The organism is Micromonospora sp. B006 (genome assembly GCF_003408515.1).
Classification (GTDB): Bacteria; Actinomycetota; Actinomycetes; order Mycobacteriales; family Micromonosporaceae; genus Micromonospora; species Micromonospora echinospora_A.
The window spans coordinates 5,055,994-5,071,309 of record NZ_CP030865.1 but is presented as its reverse complement, the minus strand read 5'-3'; the positions used below and the strand labels follow the sequence as shown (position 1 = coordinate 5,071,309).

The window sequence follows — 15,316 nt, the reverse complement described above, 5'->3', positions numbered from 1 at the left end:
GCCCCTCATGTCCTCAGGGCGCGTTCGGTGTGTGGCGCGGGCCACGCGGTCGGGGGCGTATCGCCGAGCCGGACCGGGCCGCACGCGCGTCGGGGACCGGCCTTGATCAGCGAAGCTGACCGAATCGGTGCCCACGGCAACTGTCTCATCCTACCTGAACGGCCCCTGAGCCGTCCCGATTCCCAGGTGGTGGCCGTGCACGCGGGGCGGCTCGATGTGACTTGAGTCACAGCCCTTACGCCGGTAGCCTGCGCTCGTGGCCGCCCCCGACCCCGCCGCGACCGGCGCTGCCGTCGCCGGTCCCACCGCCCCCGATCCCGCCGCGACCGGCCTGTTCGGGCTCGTCGCGTACGGCGAACTGCTCGCCTTCGACCGCCTCGCCGCCGACGCCCGCCTCGCGCCCGACCTGGGCCGCCGCGCCGCGCTCAGCGAGATGGCCGCCGCGGAGATCGCGCACTACCGCTGGCTGACCGACCGCCTCGCCGGGTGGGGCGTCACCCCGGAGGAGGCGATGGCCCCCTACGTCGAGGCGCTGCGGGCGTACCACGACTCGACCGAGCCGCGGGACTGGGCGGAGGCGGTGACGAAGGCGTACGTGGGTGACGCGATCACCGACGACTTCCTGCGCGGGATCGCCGGCGGGCTGGCCGGGCCGGAGCGCGCGCTGCTGCTCGACGTGCTGCACGACTCCCGGTACGCCGAGTTCGCCGCGGCCGAGATCCGGGCCGCGATCGAGGCCGATCCACGGGCCGCCGGCCGGCTCTCCATGTGGGCCCGGCGGCTGCTGGGTGAGGCGCTCTCCCAGGCCGGACGGGTCGCCGCCGCCGACCGGGGCGCGCTCGGCGCGTTGATCGGCCGGACCGGCGGGGACGTGCCGGGGCTGCTGCGCCGGCTGACCGAGGCGCACACCGCGCGGATGACGGCCGTCGGGCTGAACAACTGAGCCGCCGTGGCGGGAGGCCCGCCACGGCGGCCGGTGCCGCGGGAAATCAGCGAACGGTGAACCCGACCGCGCGAGGCGAGGCCTCGGCGATCTCGACGTAGGCGACCTTGCCGACCGGCACGATGACCCGCCGGCCCTTCTCGTCGGTCAGGGAGAGCGTGCCCTCGCTCCGGGCGAAGGCGTCGGTCACGATCTGCTCGATCTCGGCCGGCGACTGCGCGCTCTCCAGGACCAGCTCCCGCGGCGCGTACTGCACGCCGATCTTGACCTCCACTGTGCCTCCTCAACTGGGGCGAAAAAGCCACCGTGGGAAGGCTATCCGATCCGGCGGCCCGATGTTCAGGCTGACTCGCCTTGCAGCGGGAAGCTGGCGATGCCACGCCAGGACAGGGCCGCGACCAGCGCCTCGGCCTCCGCCTTGGGCACCTGCCGGCCGCCGGCGAGCCAGAACTGGGCGGCCGTCTCGGCGGCGCCGACCAGGCCCGAGGCGAGCAGCTCGGCGTGCGACCGGCTGACCCCGGTGTCCGAGATGATCGTGTCGGTGATGGCCGCGATGCAGCCCTGCTCGACCCGCTCGACCCGTTGCCGCACCGCCGGGTCGTTGCGCAGATCGGACTCGAAGACCAGCCGGAACGCCTCGCTCTCGTGGTCGACGAAGTCGAAGTACGCGCGGACCGCGGCGCTCACCCGCTCCTTGTTGTCGTTGGTGCCGCTCATCGCGTCCTGCACCTTGGCCACTATCGCGTCACAGTGCGTGTCCAACAGCGCCAGGTACAGCTCCATCTTCCCGGGGAAGTGTTGGTAGAGCACCGGCTTGGAGACCCCGGCCCGCTCGGCGATGTCGTCCATCGCGGCGGCGTGGTAGCCCTGCGCGACGAACACCTCCTGAGCAGCGGCGAGCAGCTGCTTACGGCGCGCCGAGCGGGGCAGGCGGGTGGGCCGACCGGCGGTCTGTGCACCGTTCCCCACTGCGGTCATGGGATCCTCCGAGTATCTGCGTACGAGCCGGCACGTATCACCCGAACCGGTGCGGGTTCGTGAACCCGTCGCGGAATTGGCCCGCCGCTGTAACTTATCGCCACTGTCACCACACGGTAGCCTCAGCGGGGGCGACCAAGGAGCGCGCGGTGAGTGAAACAGGGCAACCCGGAGCCGCCACCCCGGGAGAGCACGGCGACGGGACGGGCCGGCAGGACGAACCAGCCCGTACCGGCGGCGGTTGGGCGCCCCCGCCGAACGGCTGGTCACGTGGCGCTCCGGCGCCCGGCGGCTGGCCCTACGGCGATCTCGGCGGCTGGGCCGCCTCCTCGCCCCGGCACGGTGACCTGCCGGCTCCGCTACCCGGCCAACCGGAGCCGAGCCCGGTGAACGGCCGCCACGTCAACGGCGTGCATCACGCCGGGGAGGAGTCGCGCGTGACCCGCCAGGCGCCGGTCAGTGCCCCGCCGGCGGACGATCCGCCCCGGCAGAGCGACGGCGAGCGGCTGGCCGTACCGGCCCCGCGACCGGCGCCCGCGGTCGAGCAGCAGGTCAGCCCGACCGACGCCGTCGGGTCCCGGCATGCCGTCGACGACCCGGCCGCCGCGCCGCGCTGGGCCGAGAGCGGTCCCGCCTCCGCGCCGCCGGCCCTGCAGGTACCGCCGGTCGGCGCCGCCGCCTCCGGCTTCGAGGTGCCACCGGGTTTCCACGCGCCGAACACCGAGTCCACCCCGTCGCTCTCCCGTGGCTGGGCCGACCGGCCACCGGCCGAGCCGTCCACCGACGCGGCCGGCCGTTCTGCGCAGCCAGCGGGCGACGTCCGCCCACCGGACGGGCCGTCGAGCCCTGCCGAGCCCCGGGCCGCCGCCGATTCCCGGGAGCCGGTCGCGGACGACCCGGGCGCCGGCGAACCGGACTGGTCCGGACCGTCCTGGAACCGCCCGAGCTGGGGCGACGGCTGGGCTCCGCCGTGGGCCCGCACCGACGAGCCACCGGCGCGCCGGGCCGCCGAGCGCGCCGACCGGCGCGAGCAGGAGGACGACACCACCGGCCGCCGCGCGGGCCATGACGAGCGCGGGAACTGGGACGACCGTGCGGGCCACGACGACCGCGCGGGCTGGGACGACCGTGCGGCCCGCGACGAGCGCGCGGCCGAGTGGGCGCCCGAGCCGGTGCGGCCGTACATGCCGGCCCGCGTCGAGCCGCCGTCCGGCTACGAGCCGCCCCGGCCCGAGCCGGTACGGCCGTACGAGCCGTTGCGCGCCGAGCCGGCCGCCGGACCGGAACCGACCCGGCCGTACGAGCCGGAGCCGCCGCGCCCGTACGAGTCCGAGCCGGGGCGTCAGCACGAGCCGGGCGCCGGTCCGGAGCAGGCGCGTGAGGCGACCCGGCCGTTCCGGCTGGCCCGGGGTGACGCCGAGCCGCAGCAGGGGTACGAGCGACCCTCGTGGGCCGGACCGCCGGTGCCTGTCACGCCGGTGAACCCGGGCGCCGGGCCCGAGCCGGCGAGCGCGCCACCCGCGCCGGCCGGCGGGTACACCCCGACGTTCCCCGGGTACCCCGCCGCACCCGCCGGGCCGCCGCCCACCGCCGCCCCCGTGGCCAACCCCGCGACCCGGGCCACCGGCGAGCCCGCCGACGGTCCCCGGCAGCCGCCGGCCGCCCCCGCCCGGCCGATCTCGGGCGTCCCGGCGCAGCCGACCTCCGGCGTCCCGGCGCGGCCGATCTCGGCCGTCCCGGCCCAGCCCACCTCCGGCGTTCCGGCGCAGCCGACCTCCGGCGTCCCCGCCCGGCCGATCTCCGGCGTCCCGGCCCAGCCCACCTCAGGGGTTCCGGCCCGGCCGATCTCCGGCGCCCCCGCCGCGAGCGGCGCGGCGCACGCCGACCGCACTTCCGCGCCCCAGCCGGCGAGCGCGCCTCCCTACGCCGCCCGCCGGTCCGCGCCGGAACCGGTACCGGCCGCCGACGCGGCCGCCGAGCCCCGACCGGAGGAGCCGGCCCCCGTGGTGCTGCCGCAGCGCGTCCCCGCCGAGCCCGACGTGCCAGTCGTGCCGGAGCCGCCGGCAGTGGAACCGTCCGCCGAGACCCCCGAACTCGCCCGCATCGCCACCCACCTGCGCCGGGACGACGAGCCCGCGCCGCTGCGTGAGCGCCCGGAGGGCTTCGACGTCAACGCGATCCTGGACGCGGTCCGCGAGGTGGCCGGCGTACGCGACGCCGCGCTGCGCCGTACCCCGGCCGGCGCCCACAGCCTCCGGCTCGACCTGGCCGACGGCGCGGACCCGGCCGAGGTCAGCCGCCTGGTGGCCCGGCTGCTCCAGGAACGGATGGGCCTGGCCGCGGCGCCGCAGAACCTGCCCGGCGCGCCGGGCGCGCCGCCGCCGGCCCAACTGCGCCGCCGGTCGGCCCGACTGGACCGCGCCGGTGAGGGCCGGCCGACCGGGCCGATTCACGCCCGCGCCCTGCCGGACGAGACGCGGACGGCAGCGCCCGCGCCCCGCAACGGTGACGAGCCCGGACCGGCCGGGGACGAGACGCCGGCGCGTACCGGTGTGGTGCGCCCGGCCGCGAACCGCTCCGGTGAGGGGCGGTTCGGCGGGACGGACCGCGCCGCCCGTCCGGCCGACGCCCCGGCCGACGGCGACGAGCCGCCGCGCCGCCGCCGGCAGGCCACCCACCGGGGCCGGGCCGCTGTCGACGAGACGTCGCTGGCCGCCGCGCCGACCGGCATGTCCACCGGCAGCCCGGTGACGCTCGGCACCTCGTACTCCGGCGGGCAGATGACCACGACGGAGACCGCGCCGTCGCGACCGCTCGACACCGGCGGCGCGCCGGGCCCCCGGGTGGTGATCGAGCACGTCCTGGTGAGCACGTTCGGCCTGGACGCCACCACGGAGGTCCGCCTGGTCGCGGGCGACCGGACGGCCGAGGGCCACGCGACCGGGCCGGCCGTCGACGGGTACGTGCTGCGGCTGTGCGCCGTGGCCGCGGCCGCCGCGGTGGACGAGTTGCTCGGCCGGGGCGTCCCGGCCGGCGAGCACGGCCGGTGCTTCGTGGAGCACGCCGCCGTGGTGCCGTTCGGCAACTGCGAGGTGGCGACAGTGGTCGTGCTGCTGGTCTGCGACGGCTGGGTGGAGCAACTGGCCGGTTCGGCCCTGGTAGCCGGGGATCCCCGGCAGGCGGTGGTGCGGGCCACGCTGGCGGCGGTGAACCGGCGGCTGGAGGCGCTGCTCACCTGAACGGTGTGCGGTACGGCGCGGGCGGGGAGACTGGAGACATGAAACGCGCCGCACTCTGGCCGGAGCACAGCCTTCCCGCGCACGAGGTCCCGCCGCCCTGGCCCGGCCGGCACGTCCGGATCGACGGCACGCTCGTGCACGTCCGGGAGACCCCTGCGACCGGGCCCGGCGCGGAACCGGCGCTCTACGTGCACGGCCTCGGCGGGTCCGCGCAGAACTGGACCGACCTGGCCGGCCTGCTCTCCGGCCGGCTCGACGGCCAGGCGATCGACCTGCCCGGCTTCGGGCGCAGCGAGCCCGGACCGCGCTACACCATCCCGGCCTTCACCGAGCGGGTGATCCGCTGGATCGAGCACACCGACCGGGGGCCGGTGCACCTGTTCGGCAACTCGCTCGGCGGCGCGATCTCGGTCCGGGTGGCGGCGCTGCGCCCGGACCTGGTCCGCACGCTCACCCTGATCTCGCCGGCCCTGCCGTTCCTGGACTTCCGGCGTTCGTTGCAGGGGCGGATGCTTCCACTGCTGGCGATCCCCCAGGGCGAGCGGCTGGCTGCCTGGCGGCTGGCCCAGTTCACTCCCGAGGTGACGGCGCAGCAGGTGATGGAGGCGTGCGTGGCGGACCTGACCCGGATCAGCGAGCAGCGCCGGCAGGAGGCGATCGACGAGATCCGGGTCCGGTACGAGGCCGCGCACTATGCCGCCGCGTACGTGCGTACCTTCCGGGGCCTGGTCGGCAGTTTCCTGCGCTCGTACCTGCCGGGGGAGGGCGCGCTCTGGCGGCAGGCGGCGGCGGTGCGGGCGCCGACGCTGGTGGTGGGCGGACGGCAGGACCGCCTGGTCGACGTCCGGGTGGCGCCGCAGGCGGCCCGCGTGATCCCGGACAGCCGGTTGCTGATGCTCGACGGCGTCGGGCACGTGGCGCAGCTTGAGGTCCCGCGGACGGTGGCGCGGGCGGTGCTGGGACTGCTCGGCGAGACGCCGTCGTCGCCGGAGGCCGGTGCGGGGGAGAGCGGAACGGGGCGCGACATGGCAGGCTGAGCCGGATGCCCAGCTCACGCCCTCCCCGCACCGCCCGGTCCCGGGCCGCCGCTCGTCCTGCCTGGCGCTCGGCCCTCGTGGTGTGCGCCTTCCTCGCCGTCGCCGCGGTCGGCGTCGGCGCGGCGCTGCAACTGCCGTCGGCGGGGGCGGGGACGCGGGTCACCGACGGGTTCGTCGCCCAGCCTCCGGCGCCCGCGAGGGCGCCGTCGTCGGCGCCGAGCGTCGCCCCGCCGCCTCCGGTGACGCCCAGTTCCCCGGCGCCGCCGGTGCTGACGCTGTCCGACCCGGGGCCGGCAAAAGGGCGGGGCAGCTTCGGCTACGACGACCGGCCCGGCGGGGTGCTGGGCCGCTCCGGGACGCTTCAGCGGTACCGGGTGGCGGTCGAGAACGGCTCGGGCGAGCAGGTCCGCGACTTCGGCGAGGCGGTGCAGCGGGCCCTGGCGGGCCCGGGGAGCTGGGTGGACGGCGGCCGGCTGCGGTTGCAGCGGGTCGGGCCGGGCAGCGGGTACGACTTCACGATCCACCTGGCGACCCGGGAGACCGCGCGGCGGTTGTGCGGCGCGGGCGGGATCGACATCCGCGTGGGCGGCGTGCCGTACACGTCCTGCCGGGTGCCGGGCAAGGTGGTGATCAACCTGGACCGGTGGCGGACCTCCGCGCCGCATCTGGTCGCCGCCGGGATGACGCTCGACGACTACCGGCTCTACGTGATCAATCACGAGGTGGGCCACCAGCTCGGGCACCGGCATGAGGGGTGTCCGAGGGCGGGGCGGGCCGCGCCGGTGATGCAGCAGCAGACGCTCTTCCTCAACGGCTGCCGCCCGAACCCCTGGCCCTACGTGGGCGGGAAGCGGTACGCCGGGCCGAGCCTGTGATGCGCCGGTTGTGAAGAAGATTCGCGGCATAGGCGGCAAAAGCAGCTAAATGCCCGAATTGCATGGCACGCTGATGTCATGACGTCGTCGTCCCCTTACGACATGCCTGCCGAGCCGCGCCGCCGACCGCCCGGTCGCCCGGCCGAGCGGCCCACCCTGCGCCGCATGCGACGTCGCCGCCGCCGTTCGGTGCTGCTGCTGGCGATGCTGCTGGCCGCCGTCAGCGGAGCGGTCGGCATCACCCGGCTGAACGCCCCCGGGCCCGGCGGGACGTCGCTCGCGGCCGAGCCGTCGCTCGCCCGCGGCGCCGCCGAGGCCGACGTCCCGGCCGCGCCGCCGACCGGCTACCCCACCGCCGGGCCCGGCACGTTCGCCGTGGCCCATGGGCGATCCCCGGTACGCGGACACGACGGGCCGCTGAGCCGCTACCGGGTCGAGGTCGAGCACGGTACGGGGCAGGACGCCGACCGGTTCGCCGCCACCGTGGACTCGGTGCTCGGCGACCCGCGCAGCTGGATCGCGTCGGGAGAACTGCGGGTGCAGCGGGTGCCCGAGGCGGCCGCCGCAGACTTCACCGTCTACCTCGCCACCCCGGTCACCTCCGAGCGGATGTGCGCCGAGGGCGGCCTGCGCACCGACCGGTACACCTCCTGCCGGCTGCCCGGCCGGGTCGTGCTGAACCTGGCCCGGTGGATGACGGCGGTGCCCGACTACGGCGCCCCGCTGGAGGTCTACCGGACGTACGTGATCAACCACGAGGTCGGGCACGAGTTCGGTGAGCTGCACCAGGCCTGCCCGGCGCCCGGCGCGCCCGCCCCGGTGATGCAGCAGCAGACGTACGGGCTGGACGGCTGCCTGCCGAACGCCTGGCCGTACGTCGACGGAAGGCGGTACTCCGGCGAGCCCACCGACGGCGTCTGAGTTATTCCCGGTCCCGCAGTTCGGGCCGAGTGTCCCTCATCATGGCCGATCCCCGTCCGGGCGAGCGACAATGGCGCGGTCACACCGCCGATCCCGGGGAGTCCACCGTGTCGTTGCCCCCGCTCGTCGAACCCGCCGCCGAGCTGACCGTAGACGAGATCCGCCGCTACTCGCGCCACCTGATCATCCCGGACGTCGGGGTGGAGGGGCAGAAGCGGCTGAAGAACGCCCGGGTGCTCTGTGTCGGCGCCGGCGGCCTCGGCTCGCCGGCCCTGCTGTACCTCGCCGCGGCCGGTGTCGGCACGCTCGGCATCATCGACTTCGACACCGTCGACGAGTCGAACCTCCAGCGCCAGGTCATCCACGGCGTCTCCGACGTGGGCCGTTCCAAGGCCGAGTCCGCCGCCGCGTCGATCCGCGAGATCAACCCGCTGGTCAACGTGGAGATCCACAACACCGCGCTGGACCGGGAGAACGTCCGGGACATCTTCTCCCGGTACGACCTGATCGTCGACGGCACCGACAACTTCGCCACCCGGTACATGGTCAACGACGCCGCGGTGCTGCTCGGCAAGCCGTACGTCTGGGGTTCGATCTACCGCTTCGACGGCCAGGCGTCGGTGTTCTGGGCCGAGCACGGCCCCTGCTACCGCTGCCTCTACCCGGAGCCCCCGCCGCCCGGCATGGTCCCCTCCTGCGCCGAGGGCGGCGTGCTCGGCGTGCTCTGCGCGTCCATCGGGTCGATCCAGGTCAACGAGGCGATCAAGCTGCTCGCCGGCATCGGTGAGCCGCTGGTCGGCCGGCTGATGGTCTACGACGCCCTGGAGATGAGCTACCGCAAGATCAAGGTCCGCAAGGACCCGAACTGCGTGCTCTGCGGCGAGAACGCGACCCTCACCGACCTCATGGAGGACTACGAGGACTTCTGCGGCGCGGTCTCCGACGAGGCGCAGGAGGCGGTGGTCGACTCGACCATCACCGCGCTGGAGCTGAAGGACTGGCAGGACTCCGGCAAGGACATCTTCCTCGTCGACGTGCGCGAGCCCGCCGAGTACGAGATCGTCCGCATCCCCGGCGCGACGCTCATCCCCAAGGGCGAGATCCTCTCCGGCGAGGCGCTGGCGAAGTTCCCGCAGGACCGGCAGATCGTGCTGCACTGCAAGTCCGGCGTCCGGTCGGCCGAGGCGCTCGCCGCGCTGAAGGCGGCCGGCTTCACCGACGCCGTGCACGTCCAGGGCGGTGTGCTCTCCTGGGTCAAGCAGATCGACCCGTCCCTGCCGTCGTACTGAGTCGCGTCGATGGGCCCGCCCGGTTCCCCGGGCGGGCCCATCGTGCTTTCCGTACCCCGTGGCATGGGCAAACGCCTGGTCGCCCGACCCACAGGTGGATGCCTTCGGCGACCGGTGGGCGGTACCGGCCCTGACCGAGCTACCGAGGCGTAACCTCGGCCGCGCCAGTACCGTCAGGGCCGTGGTGGACTTGGACGCGGCGATCGGATTCGTCGTCGCACACGGAGACGCGGTGGACCGCGCCCGTCTCTCCCGGCTGCGCACCGGCGCTCCGGTGCCGCCCGGCCTGCTCGACGCCGCCGAGTCCGGGCAGGCGCCGGGCGGCGGCTGGCCCGCCGTGCTCGACGGCGAAGTCGCCTCGATCGACGCGACCTGCTTCCGCCTGGCCGAGCTGGACGACCTCGGCGCGCTCGGCCGGCCGGCGGCCCGGCACGCGCTGGACTGGCTCGCCGCCCGGCAACTGCCCGACGGCGGCTGGGACGAGGACCCGTCACTGGCCGGGCTCGCCCCCGAATGGGCCACCCCCGGCGATCCGGAGGCCCGGCTCTACCAGACCGCCAACGCCGGATTCTGGCTGACAGTGGCCGGGCTGGACGCCCGCGCCGCCGGGCCGCTGGACCACCGGGTCGGCGGCGCGTACGCCGGTGTGGTGCAGGCGGCCGCGCAGGCGCTCGCCGCCCAGCTCGCGCCGGACGGGAGCTGGCCGTCCTTCCTGCCCGCCGGCTGGCTCGCCGCCGCGGTGCTGCACCGCCAGCAGATGTACTACGAGTCGGCGCGCATCCAGGCGGTGCTGGCCGACCGGATCCCACAGATGTCCCCGGCCGACGTGGCCTGGCTCGCCGCCACGCTGCGCCGGGTCGACGTGGGCGAGGAGCAGTGGCTGCTGGTCTCCGCGCGCAGGCGGCTCGCCGAGACCCAGCGCAGCGACGGCGGCTGGGACAGCGACGACGGGCACCAGTTCGACGTGCACACCACGCTGCGGGCGATCCGTGCGTGCCGGCCGAACGCGCCCGAGGCCCCGGTGTCCGGCGCGCCGTTCGTGGCACCGCGGCCCGCCGAACTGCCCCCGCCGCCCGCGGTGCCGGCCCCGCGCCGGCGCCGGCTCCCCGCATCGGCGAGTCCCGATCCCGACCTGTCGTCCCGCCGGGGCCCCGAGCCTTCGTCCGGTGGCGGCCCCGAGCCTTCGTCCGGTGGCGGCCCCGAATCTTCTGCGGGCTTCGGTCCTGACCTGCCGTCCGGTCTCGGCACTGACCTGCCGTCCGGTCTCGGCACTGACCCGTCGGGCGGACCGGGGATCGCGCCCGCGCTGTCGGTGGGGCCGGACTTGTTTCCGGCCCAGGGTCTCGGTCCTCACACGTGGTTCCGTCCGGACGTCGGGTCGGATGCCGCGTCCGGTTCAGTGGAGGAGCCTGATCCGTCGGCCGGCCCCGTGATCTCGGCCGGTCCGGACGGCGGGCCGGGTTCGTGGTCCGCCTGGGTCGTCACGCCCGATCTGCTCCCCGACGAGGGCAAGCCTGCTGCGCAGCCGGTGCCGGACCTGGCACCCGGCCCGGTGCTGCCCGGTCTGCCTCCGGCGGTTGCGGTGCCACCAGCCGCCCCGGTGTCCCGGGGGTTGCCTCCGCTGGTCATGCCGCCCTCGGCACCCACGGCCCCGGCGCTGCCGCAGCCCGGCACCACCCCGCCGGTCGACCCCGCCACACCGGCAGACGGTGATCCACTCCAGCTCGCGTAGCCCCGCCAGCCGATGATCAACACCAGTTCGGGGAGGTGGCGGTATCGGAGGCGTTGGGATGGCACCACTTCGCCGGGCTGGCGGGGGCTCTGACCAGTTCGGGGAGGTGGCGGTATCGGAGGTCCTGGGATGGCACCACTTCCCCGAGCTGCCGGCGCTCTGACTAGTTCGGGGAGGTGGTGCTATCGGAGGCGCTGGGGTGCCGCCACTTCCCCGGGCTGGCGGCGCTCTGGCCAGTTCGGCGAGGTGGTGCTATCGGAGGCGTTGGGATGGCACCACTTCCCCGAGCTGCCGGCGGGCCTGGCCAGTTCGGGGAGGTGGCGGTATCGGAGGTCCTGGGATGGCACCACTTCCCCGAACTGGCGCGGCGGCCCCCGACCAGTACGGCGAGGTGGCGGCATAAGGAGCCAGCTGATCAGCGCAGGTGACCGTCCCCGGTCACCACGTACTTGGTGCTGGTCAGCTCCGGCAGGCCCATCGGGCCGCGCGCGTGCAGCTTCTGCGTCGAGATGCCGATCTCCGCGCCGAACCCGAACTCACCGCCGTCGGTGAACCGGGTCGACGCGTTGACCATGACCGCCGCGGAGTCCACCCGGGCCACGAACTCCCGGGCCGCTCGCTGCGAGTCGGTGACGATCGCCTCGGTGTGCCCGGTGCCGTACCGGCGGATGTGCGCGACCGCCGCGTCGAGCGAGTCGACCACGGCGACCGAGATGTCGGCGGAGAGGTACTCGGTGCCGAAGTCCTCCTCGGTGGCCGGCACCACAGTGTCGGAGTGGGCGGCCACCTCGGGCGTGCCGTGCACTGTCACCCCGGCGTCGGCGAACGCGGCGAGCACCGCCGGCAGGAAGGCGTCCGCGACGTCGCGGTGCACCAGCAGCGACTCTGCGGTGTTGCAGGTGGACAGGCGCTGGGTCTTGGCGTTCAGCGTGACGGCCAGCGCCTTGCCGAGGTCGGCGGCGGCATCGACGTACACGTGGCAGTTGCCCACCCCGGTCTCGATCACCGGCACTGTCGACTCCTCGACCACGGCGCGGATCAGCGACGCGCCGCCGCGCGGGATCAGCACGTCGACCAGGCCGCGGGCGCGCATCAGCTCCTTGACCGAGTCGCGGGTGCTGGAGTCGAGCAGCTGCACCGCGTCCGCCGGCAGCCCGGCGCCGGCGACCGCGTCGCGCAGCACCTCGACCAGCGCGGCGTTGGAGTGCGCGGCCGACGAGGAGCCGCGCAGCAGCGCCGCGTTGCCGGACTTCAGGCAGATCCCGGCGGCGTCGACAGTCACGTTCGGTCGGCCCTCGTAGACGATGCCGACGACCCCGAACGGTACCCGGATCTGGCGCAGCTCCAGGCCGTTGGGCAGCGTCGAGCCGCGTACCACCTCGCCGACCGGGTCGGGCAGCGCGGCCATCTGGCGCAGCGCGTCGGCGATGGCGGCCACCCGGCCCTCGTCGAGCGCGAGCCGGTCCAGCACGGCCGCGGACAGCCCGGCGTCGCGCCCGGCCGCCAGGTCCGCCGCGTTCGCCGCGAGAACCTCGGGGGTACGCGCCACGAGCGCGTCGGCCATCGCGTGCAGCGCGGTGTCCTTGACGGTACGGGTGGCAGTGGCCAGGGCTTCCGCCGCGTCCCGGGCTCGCCGGGCCTGCTCGACGACGCTCATCGTGCGTACTCCTTCGGAGGTGTTTTAAGGAGGGGCCCCTTATTAACAGACGGGTGTTAAGAAGGGGCCCTTGCTTACAGCAGGACCAGGTCGTCGCGGTGGACGACCTCACGTTCGTACGCCGGGCCGAGCGCCGCGGCGAGTTCGGAGGTGGACCGGCCGAGCAGGCCGGGCAGCTCCACCGCGTCGTAGTTGACCAGCCCTCGGGCCACCGGCGCGCCCGCGGTGTCGACCAGGTCGACCGGGTCCCCGGCGGTGAACGCGCCGTCGACGGCGGTGATGCCGGCGGGCAGCAGCGACTTGCGGCGGCCGACCACCGCCTGCACCGCGCCCGGGTCGAGATGCAGGCGGCCCCGGGGCGCGGTGGCGTGCGCGAGCCAGAACAGGCGCGCGGCGGGACGGCGGCTGCTCGGGTGGAAGTACGTGCCGACCGGCTCGCCGGCCAGCGCCGGCCCGGCCAGCGGCGCGGCGGTGAGCACCACCGGGATGCCGAAGCCGGTGGCGATCCGGGCCGCCTCGACCTTCGTCACCATGCCGCCGGTGCCCACCCCGGCCCGGCCGGCCCCGCCGATGTCCACGCCAGCCAGGTCACCCTCACCGTGCACCTCGGTGATGCGGGTGCTGCCGGGGCGGGCCGGGTTGCCGGTCCAGAGCGCGTCGACGTCGGAGAGCAGCACCAGCAGGTCGGCGTCGACGAGCGCGGCGACGAGCGCGGCGAGGCGGTCGTTGTCGCCGAACCGGATCTCCTCGGTCGCCACCGTGTCGTTCTCGTTGACGATCGGCACGGCATGCAGGTCGAGCAGCTTGCGCAGCGTCCGGTACGCGTTGCGGTAGTGCGCGCGCCGGGTCACGTCGTCCACGGTGAGCAGCACCTGCCCGACGGTGCGGCCGTGCCGGGCGAACGCGGCCGCGTACCGCCCGATCAGCAGGCCCTGACCGACGCTGGCGGCGGCCTGCTGGGTGGCCAGGTCGCGCGGGCGCCGGGGCAGCCGCAGCGGGGCGAGCCCGGCGGCGATCGCGCCGGAGGAGACCAGCACCACCTCGCGTCCGGCGGCGGCCAGCTCGCCGAGCGTGTCGACGAGCGCGTCGACCCGGGCGTCGTCCAGGCCGCCGGTCGCGGTGGTCAGCGAGGACGAACCGATCTTGACGACGATCCGGCGGGCCGAGGTGACTGCTTCACGCACCCGACCATTCTGCGCGCTGCGGTCTGTGACGCCGCGGCGCGTTCCCATATCGTGGCAGCTCGTGACATCTGACGAGTACGTCGAGGCAGTGCTGGCACTTGTCGAGCGGATCCCGCCGGGGCGCGCGATGTCGTACGGGGCGGTGGCCGACGCGCTCGCCGACTGCTCGGGGCGGGCGTCGCCGCGGCTGGTCGGCTCGATCATGGCGCGGCACGGGGGCGGCGTGCCCTGGCACCGGGTGGTGAACTCGGCCGGCCGGCTGCCGCCGGGTCACGAGCGCAAGGCGCGGGAGCGGCTGCTCGCCGAGGGGTGCCCGCTGCGCGGGGACCGGGTGGACCTCGCGGCGGCATCGTGGTCGCCGGACGAGGGATGACCCGACCGCGTAGGAGGCAGCCGGGCGTTCAGTCGCGATGGCGCTGAACCGGGGCCGTCACCGCGGCCAGCCCACGAACGCGTGGCGCAGGTCGCGGATCTGGTCCGGGGTGAGGCGGTAGAGGGCGAAGACGGTGTCGGGCAGGCGGTCGAGGCGCTGCAGCGAGTCCAGGAACTCTTCGTCGGTGAGCGCCGGGTCGGCACGCCTCGCGAGGTTCACCAGGTCGTTCCTGCTGTACCGGCTGAGCGCGGCGGCGACGTCGATGTAGTCGCGGGGTTGGGCTCGGGTCACCATGGCGGCGACCTTGGTGCCGATCACGTCGTCCAGGTGCAGCACGGGCCCGACGTCGAGCACGATCGGGCTGGCGCTGCGCGCGAAGCGTACGAGCTGGAGCCGTACGGTCCGGTCGTCGCGGCGAACCTCGAACTCGGTCATGTCGTGCTCGAAGCCGTAGAAGACGTCGTCCAGTTCGGTGGGCTCGGCGATGGTCTCGACCTGGTACCCGGCATCGAGCAGGGTGACGCGTACCAGCTCGGCGGCTGCGGTGACCCCTCCGTCGACATCGGTGAACAGGTCGACGTCCTCGGTGGGACGGGCGCCGATGCCGTGGGCGATGAGGGCTTGGCCGCCAGCGAGGGCGAAGCCGTGTCGCCCGGCCACGGCGAGCGCGATCCGGGCGACCTCGTGCTGGAAGGGGTCCGGCGCAGGTGGCATCAGGCGGCGACGTCCCGGGCGCGCAGCACCGGGTGGCTCTCTTCCCAGGCGCGGCGGACGCCGCGGGGCACGTACAGCTCGGGCCACAGTCGCACGAGAGTGGGGCCGTGCAGCCAAGCGCGCAGCTCGTCGGGATGAACGGCTTCGGTGAGCACCGTCTCGTACATCCAGGCGAGCAGGCCCGGCACGTCGAGGTCGACGTGCCGGTCGGGTTGCCAGAACAGCCGATGGGGCAGCTCGACCACACCGGCGACCGGGCCCTGCAACTCGTTCAGGTCGGGGACCACGACCGCACGGCGGCCGGGGCGGGCCTCGTACGGTGCCCGCGAGCTGCGGACGGATCGGGCCGGGTCCATGCCCTACAGGGTAGCGGT

The 15,316-nt window shown here is 75.0% G+C and carries 13 protein-coding genes and 1 pseudogene; 8 read left to right on the top strand and 6 right to left on the bottom strand.

Annotated features, from left to right (window positions below):
* Positions 1-256: 256 nt before the first annotated feature.
* Positions 257-943, top strand: coding sequence for a ferritin-like fold-containing protein (locus MicB006_RS22820; RefSeq protein ID WP_116508774.1), 687 nt, complete (start codon positions 257-259; stop codon positions 941-943).
* Positions 944-989: 46 nt separating this feature from the next.
* Here MicB006_RS22820 and MicB006_RS22815 read toward each other — a convergent pair whose 3' ends face one another.
* A complete protein-coding gene (locus MicB006_RS22815; RefSeq protein ID WP_030502928.1) occupies positions 990-1,217 on the bottom strand; it encodes a DUF3107 domain-containing protein in 228 nt (75 codons plus the stop codon).
* Positions 1,218-1,282: 65 nt separating this feature from the next.
* A complete protein-coding gene (locus tag MicB006_RS22810; RefSeq protein ID WP_073828993.1) occupies positions 1,283-1,921 on the bottom strand; it encodes a TetR/AcrR family transcriptional regulator in 639 nt (212 codons plus the stop codon).
* Between the two features lie 149 nt (positions 1,922-2,070).
* Between MicB006_RS22810 and MicB006_RS22805 the strand changes: the two genes are divergently transcribed.
* The 6 genes and pseudogenes from MicB006_RS22805 to MicB006_RS32820 form a co-directional block, all read left to right on the top strand.
* Complete coding sequence (locus MicB006_RS22805) at positions 2,071-5,160, top strand: hypothetical protein (RefSeq protein ID WP_116508773.1); 3,090 nt, start codon at positions 2,071-2,073, stop codon at positions 5,158-5,160.
* Positions 5,161-5,198: 38 nt separating this feature from the next.
* Positions 5,199-6,197: an alpha/beta fold hydrolase gene (locus MicB006_RS22800; protein WP_116508772.1), complete on the top strand. Its 999-nt coding sequence runs from the start codon at positions 5,199-5,201 to the stop codon at positions 6,195-6,197.
* A 5-nt stretch (positions 6,198-6,202) separates the two neighbouring features.
* Positions 6,203-7,072 carry a DUF3152 domain-containing protein gene (locus MicB006_RS22795; RefSeq protein ID WP_116508771.1) on the top strand — a complete coding sequence of 290 codons (870 nt, stop codon included), beginning with the start codon at positions 6,203-6,205 and terminating at the stop codon, positions 7,070-7,072.
* Between the two features lie 165 nt (positions 7,073-7,237).
* Complete coding sequence (locus MicB006_RS22790) at positions 7,238-7,993, top strand: DUF3152 domain-containing protein (protein WP_225980456.1); 756 nt, start codon at positions 7,238-7,240, stop codon at positions 7,991-7,993.
* A 41-nt stretch (positions 7,994-8,034) separates the two neighbouring features.
* The gene (gene moeZ / locus MicB006_RS22785) at positions 8,035-9,282 is read left to right on the top strand and encodes an adenylyltransferase/sulfurtransferase MoeZ (protein WP_192900125.1); all 1,248 of its coding nucleotides are present in this window, start codon (positions 8,035-8,037) and stop codon (positions 9,280-9,282) included.
* A gap of 130 nt (positions 9,283-9,412) precedes the next feature.
* A pseudogene (locus MicB006_RS32820) lies at positions 9,413-10,282 on the top strand (hypothetical protein); the annotation flags it as partial.
* 1,147 nt (positions 10,283-11,429) lie between these two features.
* Here MicB006_RS32820 and MicB006_RS22775 read toward each other — a convergent pair.
* Positions 11,430-12,671: a glutamate-5-semialdehyde dehydrogenase gene (locus MicB006_RS22775; RefSeq protein WP_116508768.1), complete on the bottom strand. Its 1,242-nt coding sequence runs from the start codon at positions 12,669-12,671 to the stop codon at positions 11,430-11,432.
* 74 nt (positions 12,672-12,745) lie between these two features.
* Positions 12,746-13,903 (bottom strand): glutamate 5-kinase, encoded by a 1,158-nt coding sequence (gene proB / locus MicB006_RS22770; RefSeq protein WP_116508767.1) that lies wholly within the window; start codon positions 13,901-13,903, stop codon positions 12,746-12,748.
* Positions 13,904-13,916: 13 nt separating this feature from the next.
* Here proB and MicB006_RS22765 point away from each other — a divergent pair, with 13 nt between their 5' ends.
* On the top strand, positions 13,917-14,228 hold the full coding sequence (locus tag MicB006_RS22765) for an MGMT family protein (protein ID WP_116508766.1): 312 nt from the start codon (positions 13,917-13,919) through the stop codon (positions 14,226-14,228).
* A gap of 57 nt (positions 14,229-14,285) precedes the next feature.
* Here MicB006_RS22765 and MicB006_RS22760 read toward each other — a convergent pair whose 3' ends face one another.
* Both MicB006_RS22760 and MicB006_RS22755 read right to left on the bottom strand, forming a co-directional pair.
* Positions 14,286-14,942: a nucleotidyl transferase AbiEii/AbiGii toxin family protein gene (locus MicB006_RS22760; protein WP_116508764.1), complete on the bottom strand. Its 657-nt coding sequence runs from the start codon at positions 14,940-14,942 to the stop codon at positions 14,286-14,288.
* A complete protein-coding gene (locus tag MicB006_RS22755) occupies positions 14,942-15,298 on the bottom strand; it encodes a hypothetical protein (RefSeq protein WP_116508762.1) in 357 nt (118 codons plus the stop codon). Before MicB006_RS22755 ends, MicB006_RS22760 begins: the two co-directional genes overlap by 1 nt.
* Positions 15,299-15,316: the final 18 nt, after the last annotated feature.